This is a genomic window from Streptomyces sp. ID05-39B (assembly GCF_033794725.1).
Lineage (GTDB): Bacteria > Actinomycetota > Actinomycetes > Streptomycetales > Streptomycetaceae > Streptomyces > Streptomyces bobili.
The window spans coordinates 27,170-46,655 of record NZ_JARGEF010000035.1; the positions used below are offsets into that span (position 1 = coordinate 27,170).

Sequence of the window (19,486 nt, forward strand, 5' to 3'; positions counted from 1 at the left end):
CGATTACGAGGGGCGTGAGCGGACCCTCACGAAGCGTCCCCGAGCCCGCTCAGCACGGTCTCGGCCCGCTCCAGCGCCCCGTCGTCCGCGTCCAGGTCGGGGGTGACGCCCGTACCGTCGACGCTCCGGCCGGAGGGGGTCCTGTAGTGGCCGACGGTCAGCTCGGCCACCGAACCGTCGGGCAGCCGGCTCGGCATCTGGACCGAGCCCTTGCCGAAGGTGCGCGAGCCGACCACGACCGCCCGGCCCCGGTCCCGCAGGGCGCCGGTGAGCAGCTCGGCCGCGCTCATCGTGCCGCCGTCGACCAGCGCCACCAGGGGGCGCGTGGTGTCGCCGCCGGAGTCGGCGTGCAGGGCGCGCTGCTCGCCGTCGACGTCGTACGTGGCGACGAGGCCGCCGTCGAGGAAGACGGAGGCGGTGGAGACGGCCTCGGTGACCAGACCGCCGGAGTTGCCGCGCAGGTCCAGGACGATCCCGGCGCCGGCCGGGGCCGCGTCGACGGCGGTACGGACGGCGCCCCCGACGCCCTTGGTGAACGCGGTGATCCTGATGACGGTGACGCCCCCGGCAAGGGTGCGCACGGTGACCGAGTCGGTGGACAGACGGGCCCGGCGCAGTGTCCGGGTCCACACGCGCGTGCCGCGTTCCAGGCCGAGCCGGACGGTCGTACCGGCGACCGCGTCCGTCGCGTCACCGCGCAGTAAGGAGACGACGTCGGTGACCGGCCGTCCGTCGACGGTGCTTCCGTCGACGCTGCGCAGCCGGTCCCCGGCACGGATCCCGGCGGCGTCCGCGGGGGAACCGGCCTGCACCCTGGTGACCTCGATCCGGCCGTCCCGCTCGCGCCGCGCCTCCAGACCGACGCCGGTGTACAGCCCGTCCAGGGACTCCGCGAACTGCTCGTACTCGCCCTCGGAGTACACCGCCGCCCAGCGGTCCCCGCTGCGGCTCACGGCACGTTCGGCGGCCTCCAGGGGCGACTTTCCGTCGGCCATCGCTTCCTCGGCGGCCCTGGTCACAGCCTCCGGGGGGCTGGTGGGAACGGTGGCACGGGCCGCTCCGGACGCGGCCCTGCCGCCGTTGTCGGGCAGCGAGCCGGTCGCCGCGCCCGCGACGAGCACGCTCGCGAACATAAAGGTCAGAGCCGCCCCGCGGCCGAAGCGGCGGGGCGAACAGAGCGGTTCGCGGCCTGACATGGCGGTGAGTCTAGGGGAACGCGAAGGGGCCGTACGGTCGCTTGACCGTACGACCCCCTTGGCATGTGTCACACCTTCAGGTACTTGCGCAGCGCGAAGAACGCGGCAAGCGCGGGCATCAGCAGGCTGGTGGCGAGGATCAGCGGAAGCTTCGTCAGGACCGCGTCCCAGCCGATGAAGTTGATCAGCGTCAGCTGGTCGGCCAGGGCCAGCCCGTGGTCGATGAGGAAGTACCGGGCGAGCACCAGGAATCCGCAGGCGACCGTGCCGCCGATCAGTCCGGCGACGGCGGCCTCCGCGATGAACGGCGCCTGGATGTAGAAGCCCGAGGCGCCGACCAGGCGCATGATCCCCGTCTCGCGCCGCCGGCTGAACGCCGAGACGCGCACGGTGTTGACGATCAGCATGAGCGCCACGACGAGCATCAGCGCCATCACCGCGCGGGCGGCCCAGTTCATGCCGTTCAGCAGCTTGAAGAGGTTGTCCAGGATGCCCTTCTGGTCCTGCACGGACTGCACGCCGTCCCGCCCGTCGAAGGCGGTCGCGACGACCTTGTACTTCTCCGGGTCCTTGAGCTTGATCCGGTACGACTCCTGCATCTGGTCCGGCGTGAGGGAGGCGGCCAGTGGTGAGTCGCCGAACTGCTCCTTGTAGTGCTTGTAGGCCTCGTCCTGCGACTCGTACGTCACCGAGTCGACGACCGACATCTTGTCGAGGTCGGTCTTGATCTGCTTCTTCTGGTCCTCGGTCACCGCGCCCTTGGCGCAGTTGGGGTCCGACTCGGCGTCGCTCTTGTTGCAGAGGTAGACCGAGACGTTGACCTTGTCGTACCAGTAGCCCTTCATCGTGCTGACCTGGTCGCTCATCAGGAGCGACCCGCCGAACAGGGCGAGCGACAGGGCGACGGAGACGACGACGGCGAACGTCATCGTCAGATTGCGACGGAGACCGACACCGATCTCGGACAGTACGAACTGGGCGCGCATGGCGGGTTGTTCAAGCCTTTCCGTGGACGGTCGCGGTCAGTGCTGGTAGCCGTAGACGCCGCGCGCCTGGTCGCGGACGAGTCGGCCCTGCTCCAGCTCGATGACGCGCTTGCGCATCTGGTCCACGATGTTCTGGTCGTGCGTCGCCATCACCACGGTCGTACCGGTCCGGTTGATCCGGTCCAGCAGCTTCATGATGCCGACGGAGGTCTGCGGGTCGAGGTTGCCGGTGGGCTCGTCCGCGATCAGCAGTTTGGGCCGGTTCACGAAGGCGCGGGCGATCGCCACCCGCTGCTGCTCACCACCGGACAGCTCACCGGGCATCCGGTCCTCCTTGCCGCCGAGCCCGACGAGATCGAGCACCTGCGGCACGGACTTGCGGATCTCGCCGCGGGACTTGCCGATCACCTCCTGCGCGAAGGCGACGTTCTCGGCGACCGTCTTGTTGGGCAGCAGGCGGAAGTCCTGGAAGACCGTCCCCAACTGGCGGCGCATCTGCGGCACCTTCCAGTTGGACAGGCGCGCGAGGTCCTTGCCCAGGACGTGCACCTGACCGTGGCTGCACCGTTCCTCTCGGAGGACCAGCCGCAAAAAGGTGGACTTTCCGGAGCCGGAGGACCCCACGAGGAACACGAACTCGCCCTTCTCCACTTCCAGGGACACTTCCCTGAGTGCGGGGCGGGTCTGCTTGGGGTAGACCTTGGAGACATTGTCGAATCGGATCACGGATGCACCACGGGTCGCCGGGGGTAGATGAGCGTGACCATACGCGAACCGGGGACACGTGCGCAGGCAGCGGTCACGGTTGCGTGCGGCTTGTGCGTTTTTGTACGGCCGCTGCCCTGTGAGGCAGCTCCCGCCGGGACCCCGCGCTGAATCCGGCGGAACCTGGCACAGTGGAGGGGAACGTTTGCGTCGCAGCGGGCGTTGTGTCTGTGGAACCGGTGCAAGGAGGGCGAGCGCATGACGTACGACCGGCTGGTGTGCGCCAACTGCGCCGCGCCCGTGAACGAGGGCCGGTGCAGGGTCTGCCGCGCGAATCGCGAGCGGCTGCAGCAGGACAACAACTTCTTCGCGGGACTGAACCCGATGGCGCTGATCGCGCTGCTGGCGGTGCTGGTGGCAGCGATGGCACTGCTCGCCCACCAGACCGCGTAGCCCCCGTACGACGCCGAAGGGCCCGGAGCTTTCCAGCTCCGGGCCCTTCGCGCGTACGTCACGTACCGGTACGGCTGCCTACTGTCAGGCAGCAGCCCCGCCGCGGCCCTCCGCGAGACGCGGAAGCACACGGAAGCCGATGCCGCCGACGATCATCGTGGCAGCGCCGATGATCAGGAACGTGGTCTGCCCGGCGCCGGTCTCGGCCAGCTCCTTGCCACCACCCTGGGCGGCGTTGTCCGAGGTCGCGTCCGAGGTGTCGGTCAGCGCGGAGCTGCCGACCTCCTGAGCGGCGGTGCCGTCGGGGGTGGTACCGGAACCGCCGGTGCCGCCGGCCGTCGAGCCACCGGAGGTGGAACCGCCACCCGTGGTGGAACCGCCGGAGGTGGATCCACCGGTGGTGCTGGAGCCGCCGGTGGTGCTGGAGCCGCCGTTGTTCCCCGAGCCGCCGTTGTTCCCCGAGCCACCGTTGTTGCCCGAGCCCCCATTGCTACCCGGGTTCTCCCCACCGGGGTTTTCCCCACCGGGGTTCTCCCCACCCGGGTTCTCCCCACCCGGGTTCTCCCCACCGGGGTTCTCGGGCTCCTCGTCATCGCACTCGGGGTCGGCGACGATGTCACAGATCGGGTCTTCGCCGTCCTGCGTGGTGACGTCGGGGCCGCCGGCCGTCGAGACAAGCCCGCTCAGGCCGCCCTCGTCGCCGGCGGCCGAGGCGACGCCCGCCACCGTCAGCGAGGCGCCCGCGGCGATCACTGCGCCCGCGGCGATGCGCGCGATACGGACGCGCGTCTTCTTGGTCATATGGTTGCTACCCCCAGTAGCCGGAATTCGTCGATGAGGCCGCGCCCAGGGCGGTGATCGACGGGGGTAGCCAGAAGTGCTGAAGCCCCCGGTTCACATGCGCCCCAGAGATACGCATGCCAGACTGCACCTTTCCCATTTTTCATAGCAACGTCAAGGGCGTTGCGCACGCAATGTCCAACTCGGCACGCTTTGCCGGGCATTGAAGGTGTGAGTGTGATGTAAAACCCAGACATGCCGGGAGTCGCGGGCAAACGAAAAGGCAACCACCCCCATCGCGGGGGCAGTTGCCTTGTCGACAAAGTTACTTCTCCTGCTGCTTGCGCCAGCGAATGCCGGCCTCCAGGAACCCGTCGATCTCACCGTTGAAAACGGCCTCGGGGTTACCGACCTCGAAGTCGGTGCGCAGGTCCTTGACCATCTGGTACGGGTGCAGGACGTACGAACGCATCTGGTTGCCCCAGGAGTTGCCGCCGTCGCCCTTGAGGGCGTTCATCTTCTCCTGCTCCTCCTGGCGGCGCCGCTCGAGCAGCTTGGCCTGGAGGACGTTCATCGCGGAGGCCTTGTTCTGGATCTGCGACCGCTCGTTCTGACAGGAGACGACGATGCCGGTGGGGAGGTGGGTCAGCCGCACCGCGGAGTCGGTGGTGTTGACGCCCTGGCCGCCGGGGCCGGAGGAGCGGTAGACGTCCACCCGCAGCTCGGACTCGTCGATCTCGATGTGGTCGGTCTTCTCGACCACGGGCAGGATCTCGACGCCCGCGAAGGAGGTCTGGCGGCGCCCCTGGTTGTCGAAGGGCGAGATACGCACGAGCCGGTGCGTGCCCTGCTCGACGGAGAGCTGGCCGTAGGCGTACGGGATCTGCACGGCGAAGGTGGTCGACTTGATGCCGGCCTCTTCCGCGTACGAGGTCTCGTAGATCTCGGTCTTGTAGCCCTTCTGCTCCGCCCACCGCAGGTACATCCGCTGGAGCTTCTCGGCGAAGTCGGCGGCGTCGACGCCACCGGCCTCGGCGCGGATGTTGACGAGGGCCTCGCGGGAGTCGTACTCACCGCTGAGCAGCGTGCGGACCTCCAGCTCGTCCAGCGCCTTCTTGACGGAGACCATCTCGGACTCGGCCTCGGCGCGGGCGTCCGGGTCGTCCTCCTCCTCGGCCATCTCGAACATGACGGAGAGATCGTCGATCCGGCCGCGCAGCGCGTCGGCCTTCCTGACCTCGGCCTGGAGGTGGGACAGCTTGCTGGTGATCTTCTGCGCCTCGTCCGGGTTGTCCCACAGGGACGGCGCTGCCGCCTGCTCCTCGAGCACGGCGATATCTGCCCTCAGCTTGTCGAGGTCCAGAACGGCCTCGATCGACTCCATGGTCGAGGAGAGGGACTTGAGCTCTTCGGATACATCGACGACTGCCACCCCTCCAGCGTAACGGCTCCGCCAAGCACCGGGCTCCGGCAGTGGCCGATCAGGAGCCACCGCCACCGTGCAACCCAGTGGCCGTCCGGCAGACAGGCGAGCCTGAGGACTGCTCGACCTGACCAGTCCGTGGGTGTCCGTGGGTGTCCGTGGGTGAGTGGGGTCGTTGCCGTCACGTGCCGCCCTCAGCCGAATCCGTCTCTTCCGAGGCTGCCGAAGCGCCTGAAAGACCGGGGCCCGGGCGGCATCGCGGACGGACCGCATACTGGCCGGTATGACCGTTCGCGACAAAGCACACTGTCTGCTGGATGCTCTGCCGGAGGACCGGCTGATGGATGCCATAGAGCTGCTGCGCGAGTGGGCCGAGGTGGAGCGTGGTGAGCGCCCGCGTCGGCACTTCCGCACGACCGCTTCGTTCGACGGTGACCCTGACCTCGGGGTACGTGCCAAGAACATCGTGACGCGGCGAAGGGGACCGGACCTCGGCGATCTCGGCGTCGGAGATCCAGCGTCCTCTTTGGCATCCCAGACGGCGGCGGCGTACTTGACCGGCACCCTCGGGCCAGCCCACGTCAGGGCAGACAGAAGCACCTCCGGTGCGCGCCCAGCATTTACCACGCCCCGGGCACGCACCGAAGGTGCGCTGGGTCGTTGACCAGCGAGTGCGTGAACTACGGCGACCGATCCGATCTACGGCTGAACGGACTGAAGGACCAGTCCCTCATGTCCACCCTTGTCCGCACTCCAAAGGACTGCCTTACCGCTGGACTCGCCGGCCCACAGCGTGGCGGAACAGCCGCTACTAAAGCCAAGGAGTACGGAGGTCGACTCGCGCCCTTCAACTGTGCTCCATGTCCCGGCACCCGACATCGTCTGCACGCCGCTTGCGGAACACTCGAAGTATTCCAAGCTCAGCCGATCAGCTGAGAAGGACCCGTCCGCGTTCAAAGTCAGCCTGGTTTCCTCGTCCACCCAATCACGCACAAGAGAAGCACTGTGAACCAATTTTCCTTTTGGATACGCGTCATATCCGGTAGAGGCGTAACAGCCGGATGCGAGGAATGTCGCGATGAGCAACAAACCACCCCGTCTCGAGACCACCCACCTCGGAACACCGCCGCGCCTTGAGCCCGCTTGCGTCAAAACCTTGCTCACGAGTCCGCCCGCTCCGTTAGTGGGGAATCATCACACGGAAAGTAATGGACATGTAGTGCGATTGCATCGCCGACCCCGAAGTGAAGGGGCGACTCGCAATGATCCCATCATGATCGTGGCGCTGCACTGCCCGGTCAGCTGCTGTTCCATACCCTGTCGCGATATGAGCGAATGAAGACATCGTCATGCTGTTCTCGATGGTTATCCGCGCTTGTATACCAGTGGAGTTGGCGCGAAGAATCTTGTAATGAGACGTGTACGAACCGAGTACGGCCGTTGACGTGTTGTGATCCCCGGTGGCGATTGACCACTGATCGGCGAGGAATTGGGCGATCTTTTCCGAGGTGCCTTTCTTACCTATTGAATACGGCTCAAGGTCTCCCTCAAGCTTACCCTGACGCCAAAGTCGCGAAATCTCGGAACGCTGTGCGGCCGTGATGTCGCTCATACCGACCTGCTGTGCGACACGGCTGTCCTCCCCGTAGTTGGTGGCACCGTCGAGGAGCCCTGCCGCCCACTTCAGGCCGATCGTCCGGAAGTCGTCGTCACCACCGCCGAGTACCGCGTCCTCGGGATTGCAAGTGACCAGCACAGGGATCATGGCGCACTGCCGGGCCTCCAAATACCCCGGAGACGCAAGGATTGGCGGAATATAGGGCATAGAGGTCGGCGCAGGGCCCACCACAGGTCCGAGGGGACTCGCGCACGGGGCAAGGGGCACTACACCACAGGCGGGACTACCCAAACTGCCACCGCCGCCCGCCGACGCCGTACCGCCTCCGCCGTGCGGCGTACCCCGTACGGTGCCGTCGGTGTCCTTCCCCCCGTTCGGGTCTCCCGTAGTTCCGCCGTCGGGGCGGGTCCAGCCGGCGCCGCCGTTGCAGCTGTCGCACCAGAGGCCGGTCGGGTCGCTGCCCGTGACAGGGTTGTTGTTGGCATAGCTGTAGCCGTTGAGGGACTGCGGCTGGTCGGTGGCCAAGATGGGGTCGACGCTGATGAACTGGCCGATGGCGGCGTCGTATTCGCGGGCACCGACATGGGTCAGCCCCGTGGTGGTGTCCCGGGTCTTGCCGAGGAAGCTCTTGTCGTCGGGCCAGGGGCCGTACAGCGGTGTGCCGCGGTCGGCGCCGAAGGGAGTGGTGTAGCGCTTGGTGAAGCTTTGTGCCGTGTCGGGGTTGATTGCCAGTGAGGATGTGCCGTGGTGGTCACCGGTGAGGTAGGTGAGTTTGTTGGTCCCTGATTCGTTGGAGCGGAAGGCTGCTGTGATGCCGCCTGCGGAGTAGTACCGCTGGGCCCATGTGGTGCCGTCGGCGCGCAGGTGGAGTTCGGTGGCGCCGGCGTACAGGACGCGTTCGCCGTTCTGGGTGTTGCGGATCAGCAGGGTGCCGGCTGCGTCGTAGAGGTAGTCGGTGGCGCGGCCGTTCTCGGTCAGCTTGCTGAGCTTGCCCTCGTCGGACCAGAGCAGGCTCTGGGCGGCGGTGGCTCCGGGACGCTGGGTGGTGTTGCCGGTGACGTCGTAGCCGTAGGAGCGCTGCGGAGCCGTGCAGTCGGTGCCGGTCGTGGTTCCGGTCAGCGTGTGCGGCTGTGCGGGCTTGGTGTAGCAGTAGGTCGTCTTTGTGGCGCCACTGGTCTTGTTGGTGGTTTCACTGGTGCGCTGACCTGCGTCGTTGTACCCGTAGCTGGTCCAGTACGGGCCCGGCCCCGAGAGGCTGGCGGCGCTGCGTGCGTCTTCGCATTTCTGGGAGGACGGTGTCCAGGCTTCGATCAGGCGTTGGTGGCCGTCGTAGGCGAAGCACTGGGTGTCTGCGCTGCTGGTGCCGCCCAGGATGGTGGGGTCGCTGATTCGGGTGACGTTGCCGGCTTGGTCGAACGTGTAGTTGAGGTCTTGCAGCATGTACGGGTGCGTTTGGTCGGTGACACTGCTGCGGGTGAGGCGGCCGGTGCCCTCCTCGTAGGTGTTGGTGACGTAGATGTTCTTGTTTCCCGTGCCACCAACGCCCAGGGTGAGCTGTTGTGGCTGGGCAAGTGCCGAGTAGGAGACGTTGCCGAGGTAGCCGGTCGTCCCGGTGATGGCGGTCAGGTCGCCCAGTTCGTCATAGGTGAAGCCGGTGATCTCCGACCCCAGGCCGCCCATCGCGGGCTCGCGGCTGTTCTGCAGGGTGCCGTCGAGGTTGTAGTAGGACTCGTAGGAAAGCGTCGCCGGCTGGCCCGCCTGTACGAATGGATCACTGGCAGGCAACTGGAGCTGGCTGGCCGTGGGGCGGCTCAAGCTGTCGTAGTCGGTGACGGCCCGTGTGTACGCCGCGCCCGTCTTGCCTCCGACGTAGCGTGTGGAGGATGAGGGCAGGCCCTTGAGGATCGTGTCGTAGGTGTAGCCGGTGAGCTGATTGGCCTCTGTCTGCGAACCGGTCCACGTGGCGGTGATCCGGTTCAGTTCGTCGTACCCGGTGATGAGGGAGGTACCGCGTGCGTCCGTGGCTTTGATGACGCGGTCGAGCTCGTCGTATTCGGTGCCCGTCGTCCCCTTGTCCGGATCCCGGGCGCTGATCTGACGGCCGTACAGGTCGTAGTCGTAGGACCAGGTGGCTCCGTCCGGACCCGTGACCGTCTTCTGCTTTCCGTCCAGCGTGTAGGTGAAGCGCGTGGTGCTGTACGAGGTGCTGGGGCCGGTGCCGAAGGAGTCGTCCGCCGGGATGGCACCCACGTATGCGCGAGTTTCGGTGGTCTGGCCGCGGACGTCGGTGATGGTGCGCTGGGCCGAGCCGCCCTCCAGAGCGGTCGTGGCGACGGAGTCACCGGTGTAATTCGTGCACGTGGTCCACTTCTTGACGCCGAAGACGTGGAGGGAACTTGTTCTGGGACGGCCCGCTCCGTCGAACACCGTCTGGGTCTGAGCAGGGGCCTCACCGTACTCGGCACGGGTGTAGGTGCCGTTGGGTGAGCTACTGGTGTCGAAGATGTCCGCGTACGTCTCGTAGGCCAGGCCGCGCGTGTCGTAGCGCGTGTCCGTCAGGAGGCGGCCGCCTTGGGGCGTGGGCGACTGGGTCTGCAGGGGGCGCAGGAGCGCGTCGTAGAGCGTGTAGGTGGTGTTGTAGGTCTTGCCGTCCTTCTTCAGGGCTGAGGTCGACACCCATGACGGCTTGGTGTTGTCGAGGTGGTACGTGAAGGTCACGCTGGCCGCGTCGCCTGCGCCGCTGCTCCGGTTGGGCTGCCACACCGCGGTCATGCGTCCGAGGGCGTCGTAGGAGCTTTCGGTCTTCTTGAGGTTCACGTCGTAGACCCGCAGGGCCTGGCCACGGCGTGGATCCAGGTAGCTGGTCGTTTTGAACCCCTTGGGGTCGGCGGTGACCGTCCTCGTCAGCGGCCCGGCGTCCGTGGGCAGGTACGTCGTGGTGCTGGTCTTGCCGGCTGCGTTCGCAATGCTCTGCGGACGCCCGAGGCTGTCATACGTGGTCGTGGCAGCCGTTTGCCAGCCGGCGGGGATTCTTTCGCCGTTGAGGTCGAGGGTGGTGACGTAACCCGTGGCGCGGCCCGTCCAGGTCGGCTGACCCTTGGTGGGCTTCTGGGCAGCGGACCAGGTAGCGGCGCTGGGGTTGTCGTAGAGCATGGCGGTGTCGGTCAGGACGTCGCCGCGCGTGCTTCTGTTCACCGGCAGATTCAGGTCGGTGTCCGCGGTCGCGCAGGTGCGGGCCACTGTGCGGGTGCGCGAGGTCAGGCTGGTGATTCCGAGGTCGGTGTTGCGGGCGTACCACGTGCGGGTGCAGGTCTCGTCGGAGGCCTTGCCGACTTGACCTGAGTCCTCGACCGTGACGGGCATGCCGTAGCTGTCGTAGGACGTGGTGCTCTGGCGCTCTCGCCAGGTCTGGGAGACGGTCAGGTAGGTGTAGCTGCGTGTTTTCTGGGTGCGGACGAAGCGAGCCACGTGGTCGCCGGCGCCGGGCACCGTCTGCCGGGCGGTCTCCTGCGACCAGGGGTCGGTGATCGTCGCCGAGATCGCTGTGGTGCCGTCGTAGGTGACCTGCTGGCGGAGTTGGCCTGCGTACTGGTTGCTGTCGGTGAAGGAGGCGGCACCAAGAGTTGGGGAAGCGAGTGGGGCGACGGAGACGGACTTGGTGGTGCCGTCCTTGTTCTTGTCACCGTGCATGCCCTGCAAGTAGAGGGAGACCGTACGGGATCGGGTGGCGTCCGTGGCGCCGGACCAGACGGTGACGTGGCGATAGCCGCGCCAGTCCGACCAGGTGCGCTCCTCCGCCGGGGTGAACGGCTCGTTGCTGTGGTGCCAGGCCGCGCCGCTGTAGGAGTAGGCGTGCTCGACCGTCTCACCGGCGGTGGCGGCGTCGGAGGCGGTCACGGCCAGGACGCGGTACTTGTGGAACCAGTCGATCGCGGCGTCTTCGGCGCCGTTGATGTGCCAGAACTGGGGATAGCAGGAACGGCTGTTGGAGTCCGGAGTCGCGCCCAGTACCTCGCCGCGTACGCACTCCTCGCCCGACAAAGTCACCGTGGTGATCGCGCCGGTTTCCGACGTGACGGTGGAAACGCGGGGCCGGGTCAGCGGCAGGATGTCGTCGGTGGCGTCGACCCGGTTGGGGCGCATCTGGTAAGTGAATGAGATCGGATTGAGGGCGATCGGTGTGGCGCCGGCCTTGCCCGTCCGCTTCAGGGACTTCAGGGTAAGTACCTGGTCGGAGCTGTCGCCGATGTCTCCGCCGTCGAGGTACTGCTGGGTCAGGTCCCAGGAGTCCACGGGGTCGTAGGCGACCGTGGTGGCGTTGTAGGAGAAGGTGTCGATTCCGGTCAGGCGCTTGCGGGAGAAGAAGGATGTTCCGGCCGAGTTGCACTCGGTGTCGCCGCTTGTACAGATCGCGTCGAAGGGTACGTCCGGCCAGTTGTCCGCGGTGTCCTTGGTCAGGCTGGAGCAGTCCGTGGCGGTGCAGCGCTCGGCGTGGGAGAAGGTGACCTTGGCGTCTGCCTTGTCGGTGAACAGAGCGCCGGCGCGCAGGCCGTACTCGACGCGGGTGAGGTAGCCGCCGCGCGTGTAGGCGGCGTTCGCCGTGGTCGCCTTGTTCTTCTTGTAGTGGTTCGATTCCTTGGCGTACCAGTAGGTGGAGGCGTTGCCGCTGGTGTCCTCGACGTAGTCGAGGTTCCATCGCCAGGCCTGCGTCAGGGCGCGGTCGGCGAAGGCGTCGCCCGCGGAGTAGCCGGGCTCACCCGAGTCGTCACCGAAGACCGGCGCGGTCCAGGCGGAGTGGGTGCGCTGGGTGTCGGCGCCGGTCAGCTTGTCCAGACCGAAGACGTACTTGGTGCCGTCGCCGGTGACGACGGTCCAGTACTCGCCGTTGTCGTCGCCGTTGTCGGCGCCCGTGGCGCGGGTGACCTTGGAGGCGTCGTCGTTCTCCAGCCGCCATTGGCCGCTGCCGTCGTTCCTGACCAGTCGGCTGGCCTTGCCGTTCAGCACCAGTCGGGCGTTGTCGTACTTCCAGCACTGGTCGAAGACGTCCGTGTGGCCGTCGTCGTCGCAGGAGCCGTAGGTGCGCTCGATGAAGGACTCGGTGAGTCCGAAACCCTCACCGACCGCCGTCGCCTGGTTGTTGGTGGTGGCGGTGCGGCCGTCGACGCTGCCCGAGTCGTACGACAACGACAGCGGCGGTACCGGGCCCGCTGCCGCGGGAGGCATCGTGAAGTCATACGACCAGGTGAACGCGCCAGAGCTGCCGCCCGCCTGCCACGACGAGGATTCCGACAGAGGTGTGGCCGAATAGTCTCCGGCCCCCTTGGGTGACGCGCCGGTTCCGGTGCTGGCAGCGGTGAGTGCCAGGACGGTGGCGCCCGAAGTGCTTCCCGTGGCTCGAAGAAGCTGCGTAGACGCGCCGCTCGCGGATCCAGCCAGGCGGACGTCGGCCGATACGGACTGGTGGACGATGTCGTTGTCCGACGAAAGCGGCCGCTGCGCGCGGCACTCGGTCCTCTGGGGGGTGGTCAGCGCACAGCTCGGCAGTTGCACCAGACGCAACCGCTGGGCCCAGCCTCCGCCGATGGCCGCCGCGAAGCCGCTGTAGTCCACACTCATTTCAGCGGTGCCCGAGGTGTCCGCCTCAGCAGTCAGCAGAATGCCGACAACGCCTGCCTTGCGGGCAGCCCCTTGGTCCAGCAGCTTCACTCGTGCGGTGCCGCTGGCCGGGACCCCGCCACTGGATGGCGGCGCTATCGTCACCGGAATACCGGCCGGGTCCGCCTTCCCCGCCTTGCCGCCTGTGAGGGCGAGCTCCGCCTCGCCCTTTGCCGGCCATGCGGACTTCTGCTGCGACTGGGCACGCTCGGCTTGCTCTGTATTCGCCTTCTTGTCCTCGGAAACCCGCTGCCTGGCCTTCTTCGCGCCAGGGTCGTCGAACGCCTTGACTTTACTCACCCGGGACTCGGGCACGTCGGGCCGCCCCAGACCACCGGGACCGGCGGCTTGGGCTACCTGCGCCACCCCCAGAGGCACCACCAGTGCCAGAGTCAGTGACTGCGCCAGCAACCGTCTCCGACGGTGCTGGTCACCGCCACCATTTCGTCTTGAGGTGCCTATGCCAAAGCGCATCGCTGTCCGCCCCACCCGGTCTCGTAAGAAAGTCGAGAAATTCATCGCCAAACCGAAGTACGGCGCCTGTCGAGTCGTACTGGGCGAACGCCAACTCACCCAGTACGACCTCCGTCACTCATTTACCGGTCAGTCGCCTACGGTTTCCTCGATCTGTGCGCTGCTGGCCATTGCCCCGGCCCAGAGCCGAACTTCCCGAACGCGGGCAGGCAGGTGATGCCGCCACGTGGTACCCGTAGATTCCGCCCCGATGGCGAAGTCACCGCTGCCGAGCTTCACAGTGAACGCCCGGGCGTCACCGTTCTGGTTGTAACCGAGGTAGAGACTGATCGTCCCGTTCAGAGAGTTGTAGATGCCGGTCAGCCGCACCTGGCTGTCCAACGCCACATCCTTGTCCGAGATCACCGATGTGAAGTTGCCGGCACTGTCCAGTCGGCCGAAGTGCCACTTGCCGACCGGCACAGTGCTCTCCTCACCGGTGTCTTCGTTGAGCCCGGTCTGCTTGCCGGTCAGTTCGTACCAGAAACCCCATGACGAACCGTCCGCAGCGGGTTGGCCCAACACCTGTCCCACATAGCCGATGTCCTTCGGCAGAAGCTTCGCGGTGTCCAATTGGACCAACGTCGTCACCGTGAACGACGCATGCTCCGACACCAACGGTCCCGGCGTGCTTGCTGAGCCGTCGACACCGTCAAGCACGATGTCGCCGTCTTCCAGCGACGCCCCGCCCGACAGTGTCAGGCGTTTGCCGTAGCCCGACGTCGTATCGTCGACGGTTCCGTTGCTCCCACGGTCCGCACTCCAGTCCGCCATCAATTCCACACCGGCGTATCCATCAGAGGTAAGCAACTCAGCTTCTTCGGCGACCTGCTGAGCACTCAGCGCCTGCTGCCAGACAGCAACCTCATCGATGGAACCCTGGAAGTAGTAACCGGGTCCTGTGCTGAGCTGGTGGCGGCCGAAATCCAGTGGCGCGGTCGACGAGTACGAGCCATCCACGGTCTGGCCTTGGTACTGGCTGCGGCCGTCCACATAAAGCATGAGTTTGTCGGTCGCCGGATCATAAGTGCCAGTCAGGTGCGTCCATACACCGACCTGTGCAGGGTAGGCCGCGTACTGGCCGAAGTACCAGTCGCTCTGGCCCGGCTGACGAATTCCGAAGAACCAGGTCTTCTTATCGACCGCGTACTCCAGGAGGAACGGACTGCTGACACTGTCCTTCGTCGAGAGCACGGCGGCATTGCGGTCGTTGCGTTCCAGCCGAACCCAAGCGGAAAGAGTGAAGGCCGAGCGGGTCTCAAGAGCCGGGGCAGCCGTCTGCGCGTAGGCAGTGGACCCGTTCAGCGATAACCCCGCATCAGTGATCGGCGTCTCCAGGGGAAGCCCCTGAGGGTCACGATTGATCAGCCCACGGCGCCCCCTGTCATCCCGCACGGCTCCTCCGCCCAGCGTGGCGTTGTCCTGACCGTCGGACGTCGCCGAGTCCAGCGCGGCGCCGCTTGCCTCACTGAAGTTCCACCGGCCGATCGGCCCCGGCCCCGTGGCGACCAGGAAATCGACCACGGACTCCGCGCCGTAGCGACCGACGTTGTCCTTGGCCCGTACGTACAGGCGGTAAGTCCCCGCGCTGTCGGGAGTGATCGTGACCGTCTTGGTCGAACCGGTCTGATCTGCCGACCACGCAGCGTTCAAGGAGAGCTTGTACTGGTAGGCAGCAATATTCGTGTCCCCCACCGCGGGCGCGAAGCTGAAGGCGCCAGGGGTACCCGGCCCTCCACCGGCCACGCAGGCGTTGGTCGTGCATTGCGTGTACGGCGAGCCGAAGCCCACCTGTGGCGCCTTCGGCGCAGTCGGGTCGACCTTGAAGTAACAAGGCGCGCTGTAACCGGAGTTCAGCCGGTTCGTGCCGTCCTCGTAGGAGGACAGAGTCAGTGCCTTCAGTCGGTACAGCACGCCTTCTGTGAGGGTGGGCAGAGTTTTGGCCTGCCTGACCAGGTTGCCGACGTATCCGGAGGTCGGGCTGTCGAGGTCGGTGTGGGCGAGTACCCATGTCGAGGTGGAGGCGTCGTACTTCTCCGTCCGCCACCGAATCCTCAGGCTGGCGCCGACGGAACCACCGGCTGCCGTGCGCGGCTTGCCCTGAACCAGTGGTGTCGGGTCGGACACGATGTTCGGGACAGCCGAGTTGGTCGCGCAGACGTAGGACGAGCCTGCGACCACACCTACCTCGGTGGGGGTGTCCGGCAGACCCACGTACTTCACCGCGAGCGTGGCATCGTTCTTGAACCGCTTCCACGCAGCGGTGTCACCCTCGTCGTGGGCCTTGATCTCGAGGGTCAGACGGGAGAACTTGCCCGCAGCGAAGTCGCGCACGGTCGGGGTCAGGTTCTCGTTCGTCTCCGCTGCGTTGTCGTTGAACTCGACCGGCGCGTCAGGCGAGTCGGGGTCGCACAACGAGCCGCGTCCTGCCGAGATGTGGCGGTCCACCATCAGATCCAGCTCGGCCGGCCGCGACGACCACGTGGTGGCGGAGGAGATGTTGTTGGTGCGGACCAGGTCCACCCAGCGCGGGTCGCACTGGAACGCCCACGGTTCGGTCACCCGGAACGTGGCATCCAGGATGTGCTTGCCCTTCAGACTGGCCGGGGAGAACTCGAAGTACAGCTTCTGCACGTAGCCCGGACCGCAGTAGTAGCCCTTCCAGCTACCGCACTTGCCGACACCCTTGCCCTGGTCGTCGTCGCCGTTGGACCAGCCGTACGACTCGTAACCGTCGCTGCGCAGCAGGGTCCGCTCCGACTCGCCCCACGAAACGGTCGGGTCGATGAAGAGCGGGAACGCCGACTCCTCGGTCGTGGAGAGCATCTTCGCGTCCGGCACCACCGACAGCGAGTCCTTCGTGACGGCCACATCCATGCGGGCCACGGCGTCGCCCTGCCCAGGCTCCAGACCTAACCCCGACGGCGCGCTCTCCGACGGGTCGGACGGCTCGACCTCAGCGGTGCCCGGCGTATCAGCCGTCACCAACTGAGTCTGCGTCGAGGCGGCTTCGCCGGCCGAGTCCCACATCCGCGCGGGCGGCGCCTTGAACACCGTACGTCCGCTGTCGTCGACGGCCGCGAGGTTGCCGGACGCTCCTTCGCGGACGTCCAGGCCCTGGGCCTTGAGTCCGAAGGTGAGCTTGTGCAACTCGTCGTTCGCCGCGGCCTCAGGCGTCTTCACCACGAACACGGGCTGGAAGCTCTCCGGTGTCGCGGTCACCTTCAGGTCAACGCCCGCGAGCACCTCCGGGTACAGCGCGCTCGGGCCGTCCAGCTGCGGGGTCGGGAGCGCCCCGGCCCACGTCAGTTCGAGCGACTTGCCCTGGTCCTCGATCGAGGCCAGCGGCGCCTTGTTTCCACCCGCCGAGAACGCGATCGACACGGCGGCGGCCTTCGGCCCCACCGAGCCGTCGGAACGTTTCACCAGAGTCGCGTCCGGCGCCTGCCAGCCACCGCCCGGCCTGCTGACCCGGACAGGGACAGCCGACTCCTCAAGCGTGAAGGTGAAGCCGTCCGGGTTGGCGTAAGTCGTCGTCCGCTCCGAGCGTTCCCCTGCCACCTCCACTCGTCGGCCGGATTCCTGAGCCTCGGCCAGCGCGTCCCGTGCCTCGGATCCGGATACGGCGGGGTTCGCCTCGGTGGCGAACGCCGCCCCTTGCTGGACCGGCACCGCCAGCATCGCGAGCAGCACGGCAAAGGAGGCTGTCGTGGCTCCCGTCCCCCTGCGCCAGTCGCGTCTGCGACGCCCTGCGGTTCCGTCGCTGTCCCGCCCCATCGACACCGAACCCCCGCCCCCAGGTCACACGATCTTCAAAAATCGCCCACAGTCAATGACTGCCCTCGCTTTCCGTCAAGGACATGCCACTCAGCGCAACAGCCCCTGATTGCCCCAACGCCACGCAAAAGCCCCTGCTCACCTGGTGCTATGAATCAGCCAGTTTTGATCAATCAGGTGAGCCGAGGCCCGGCGGGCGAAACGAGAGAAGGACCGATGCCGCCACGGGGTCGCAGGTACTGATGCCTGTGGCACCTACATGACCTGTGAAGACATGACCGGCAGGCTGCTCTCCTCACGGCCGTCGTGGAGTGCAGACCGTCCTTGGTCTTCATCGCATCAGCGCTTTCCCGCCACTGGCACGCCCCGGTCTCCGCCGATGCCAACTCGGCCGTCCGCGCCTGTCACCCGCACCGGATACGTCGCCCCCGGAACTTCACCGCGCGTGACAGGAGCCTCCCCCAGATGATGCGCAGTGCAGCGGATACCGGTTGCGGCAAACACGGAGACCCCGCCGCTGCACCCTGCTGCCCCCGGGCATCGGCGTACCCCGCTCGGGCCATTCCCGTCGGTGTACCCGCTCGGGGCGTTCCAGGCAGCGCCTCTAGGGCTCAGCCGGGGCAGACGTGCTCGTCGTCTCCTGGGGGTTGGCTCCTGCGTCGTCACCCGACGTGGCGAGCCAGGTGCCCACGCCGACCGCAGCTGCGAGGGCCACCACGGCCGCACCGGTGACCAGCCGACGCCGTCGCGTAAGAGTGCGATTGCGCGCCGACCCCGGCCGCGGCGCGCCCGCCGCACGGGGGACCCGTGCGGTCCCGTGGGCCCCGCCCGCCAGCTCGTCCGGTGCCGGTACCCGCATCGACGTGTGGGTGTCGCGGTTGGAGTCCGGCTTGGCGCCGGGGACCAGGGACACGGATCCCCGGCGCCCCCGCCCGTCGCTCCCGGCGGGAGCCGGCTCCTCGGATGCCTCGCCTCGCCCGGCCGTCCGGGCGCCCTGCGTCTCGTCCTCCGCCGCCTCGCCGTCCGGCTCGTCGACGTCCAGCGGTGGCATCCCGGCCAGCGTCGGCAGCTGCTCGCGCAGCCGGGCGGCCACCTCCGAGGCCCGCAGCCGGGAGGCCGGGGCCTTGGCCAGGCACTGCACGAGCAGCTGCCACAGTTCGTCGGGGATGCCGGGCAGCGGGGCGACGGACTCGGTGACGTGCCGGCGCAGCACCGCGCCGGGATGCCCGCCGCCGAACGGCGTGAAGCCCGCGAGCAGCTCGTACAGGACGGTGGCCAGCGCGTAGATGTCCACCGAGGCGCGCGGGGGGAGGCCTTCGACTATCTCGGGGGCGAGGTAGTCCGGCGTGCCGATGATCTTCGTGGCGCGGGTCCGCTTGGGGGTGTCGATGAGCTTCGCGACGCCGAAGTCGGTGAGCAGCGCGCGGTGCGAGCCGCCGGGGCCGAGCGGGCCCTGCATGTCGAGGAGGATGTTCTCCGGTTTGACGTCCCGGTGGACGATGCCGGCCGCGTGCGCGGCGGCGAGCCCGTCGGCGACGTCCGCGACGATCGCCACGGCGGCCTCGGGCGCGAGCCGGCGGTCCCGGTCGAGGCGGGTCCGCAGGTCGGTGCCGCGGACCAGGTCCATGACGAGCGCCAGGTCGTTGCCGTCGACGACGAGGTCACGGACGGAGACCACGTTGGGGTGTTCCAGACCGAGCAGGGCGGTGCGCTCCTGCACGAAGCGGCCCACCAGCTCCTCGTCGGAGGCGAGGTCCTCGCGCAGCAGCTTGACGGCGACAGGGCCGTCCGGCCCCTCGCCCAGCCACACCGTGCCGGCGCTGCCGCGTCCCAGGATCTGGTGGGCGGTGTACCGGCTGCCGATCTTCCGTGCCAAGGCTGCTCCTACAGACGCGTGATGCCGGCGCGGGATGCCGGCGCGTGATGCCGACGCTGCGCCATCCGGGAGCCGGCCCCCAGCCCCCGGCCGACAAAACTACGCGCCCCCCGAGGCGATCCTCACCACGGAGACGGAAATCACCCGTCAGGAGTCGACAAATCCCCAAACTCGCGGTCGGGTCCCGCGGGACGGGCCGACCGCTCCGCTCAGGCCCCGCCGCCGGAGCCCCCGCCGAGATCGCCGAGCTTGCCGACCCAGCCGCTCACGGTGTCGACCCAGTCGCCGAGCTGCTCCCAGTAGCCCTTGCCCGTGCCGATCCAGTCCTGGAGCGGGGTCAGCTCCCAGATCAGCCAGCCGGCCACGACCAGGATGACGACCGTGAACAGACAGCCCTTGAGGCAGCCGAGCCCGGGGATCTTCATCGGGTTGGCGCTGCGCTGCCTCGGCTCGCGCGGCTGACGGGGCTCCGGGGCCTGCCGCTGCGGCTGCTGGGGCTGGGGC

At 67.5% G+C, this 19,486-nt stretch carries 10 protein-coding genes and 1 pseudogene; 2 read left to right on the top strand and 9 right to left on the bottom strand.

Features of this window, described 5'->3' with window-relative positions; genetic code table 11:
- Window positions 1–26: 26 nt before the first annotated feature.
- The 3 genes from P1P75_RS11200 to ftsE all read right to left on the bottom strand — a co-directional run bounded on the left by P1P75_RS11200 (window position 27) and on the right by ftsE (window position 2,908).
- The gene (locus P1P75_RS11200; RefSeq protein ID WP_319254110.1) at window positions 27–1,196 is read right to left on the bottom strand and encodes a S41 family peptidase; all 1,170 of its coding nucleotides are present in this window, start codon (window positions 1,194–1,196) and stop codon (window positions 27–29) included.
- A 68-nt stretch (window positions 1,197–1,264) separates the two neighbouring features.
- Window positions 1,265–2,182 carry a permease-like cell division protein FtsX gene (gene ftsX, locus P1P75_RS11205; RefSeq protein ID WP_319254112.1) on the bottom strand — a complete coding sequence of 306 codons (918 nt, stop codon included), beginning with the start codon at window positions 2,180–2,182 and terminating at the stop codon, window positions 1,265–1,267.
- Between the two features lie 36 nt (window positions 2,183–2,218).
- Window positions 2,219–2,908 (bottom strand): cell division ATP-binding protein FtsE, encoded by a 690-nt coding sequence (gene ftsE, locus P1P75_RS11210; RefSeq protein ID WP_086769235.1) that lies wholly within the window; start codon window positions 2,906–2,908, stop codon window positions 2,219–2,221.
- 237 nt (window positions 2,909–3,145) lie between these two features.
- Between ftsE and P1P75_RS11215 the strand changes: the two genes are divergently transcribed.
- Complete coding sequence (locus P1P75_RS11215; protein WP_319254114.1) at window positions 3,146–3,340, top strand: hypothetical protein; 195 nt, start codon at window positions 3,146–3,148, stop codon at window positions 3,338–3,340.
- Window positions 3,341–3,424: 84 nt separating this feature from the next.
- Here the strand turns inward: P1P75_RS11215 and P1P75_RS11220 are convergent, their stop codons facing one another.
- Both P1P75_RS11220 and prfB read right to left on the bottom strand, forming a co-directional pair.
- The gene (locus tag P1P75_RS11220) at window positions 3,425–4,141 is read right to left on the bottom strand and encodes a hypothetical protein (protein ID WP_319254116.1); all 717 of its coding nucleotides are present in this window, start codon (window positions 4,139–4,141) and stop codon (window positions 3,425–3,427) included.
- Between the two features lie 304 nt (window positions 4,142–4,445).
- Window positions 4,446–5,552, bottom strand: a complete 1,107-nt coding sequence (gene prfB / locus P1P75_RS11225; RefSeq protein ID WP_319254118.1) for a peptide chain release factor 2 — start codon at window positions 5,550–5,552, stop codon at window positions 4,446–4,448.
- A gap of 274 nt (window positions 5,553–5,826) precedes the next feature.
- Between prfB and P1P75_RS11230 the strand changes: the two genes are divergently transcribed.
- Window positions 5,827–6,207: a hypothetical protein gene (locus P1P75_RS11230; RefSeq protein WP_319254120.1), complete on the top strand. Its 381-nt coding sequence runs from the start codon at window positions 5,827–5,829 to the stop codon at window positions 6,205–6,207.
- 516 nt (window positions 6,208–6,723) lie between these two features.
- Here the strand turns inward: P1P75_RS11230 and P1P75_RS11235 are convergent.
- The 4 genes and pseudogenes from P1P75_RS11235 to P1P75_RS11250 form a co-directional block, all read right to left on the bottom strand.
- The gene (locus tag P1P75_RS11235; RefSeq protein ID WP_319254122.1) at window positions 6,724–13,290 is read right to left on the bottom strand and encodes an RHS repeat-associated core domain-containing protein; all 6,567 of its coding nucleotides are present in this window, start codon (window positions 13,288–13,290) and stop codon (window positions 6,724–6,726) included.
- A gap of 129 nt (window positions 13,291–13,419) precedes the next feature.
- Entirely contained in the window at window positions 13,420–17,010 is a 3,591-nt protein-coding gene (locus P1P75_RS11240; RefSeq protein ID WP_319254128.1) for a LamG-like jellyroll fold domain-containing protein, read from the bottom strand.
- Between the two features lie 700 nt (window positions 17,011–17,710).
- Window positions 17,711–18,982, bottom strand: coding sequence for a serine/threonine-protein kinase (locus P1P75_RS11245; protein ID WP_319254124.1), 1,272 nt, complete (start codon window positions 18,980–18,982; stop codon window positions 17,711–17,713).
- Window positions 18,983–19,191: 209 nt separating this feature from the next.
- Window positions 19,192–19,486, bottom strand: a pseudogene (locus P1P75_RS11250) (serine/threonine protein kinase); the annotation flags it as partial.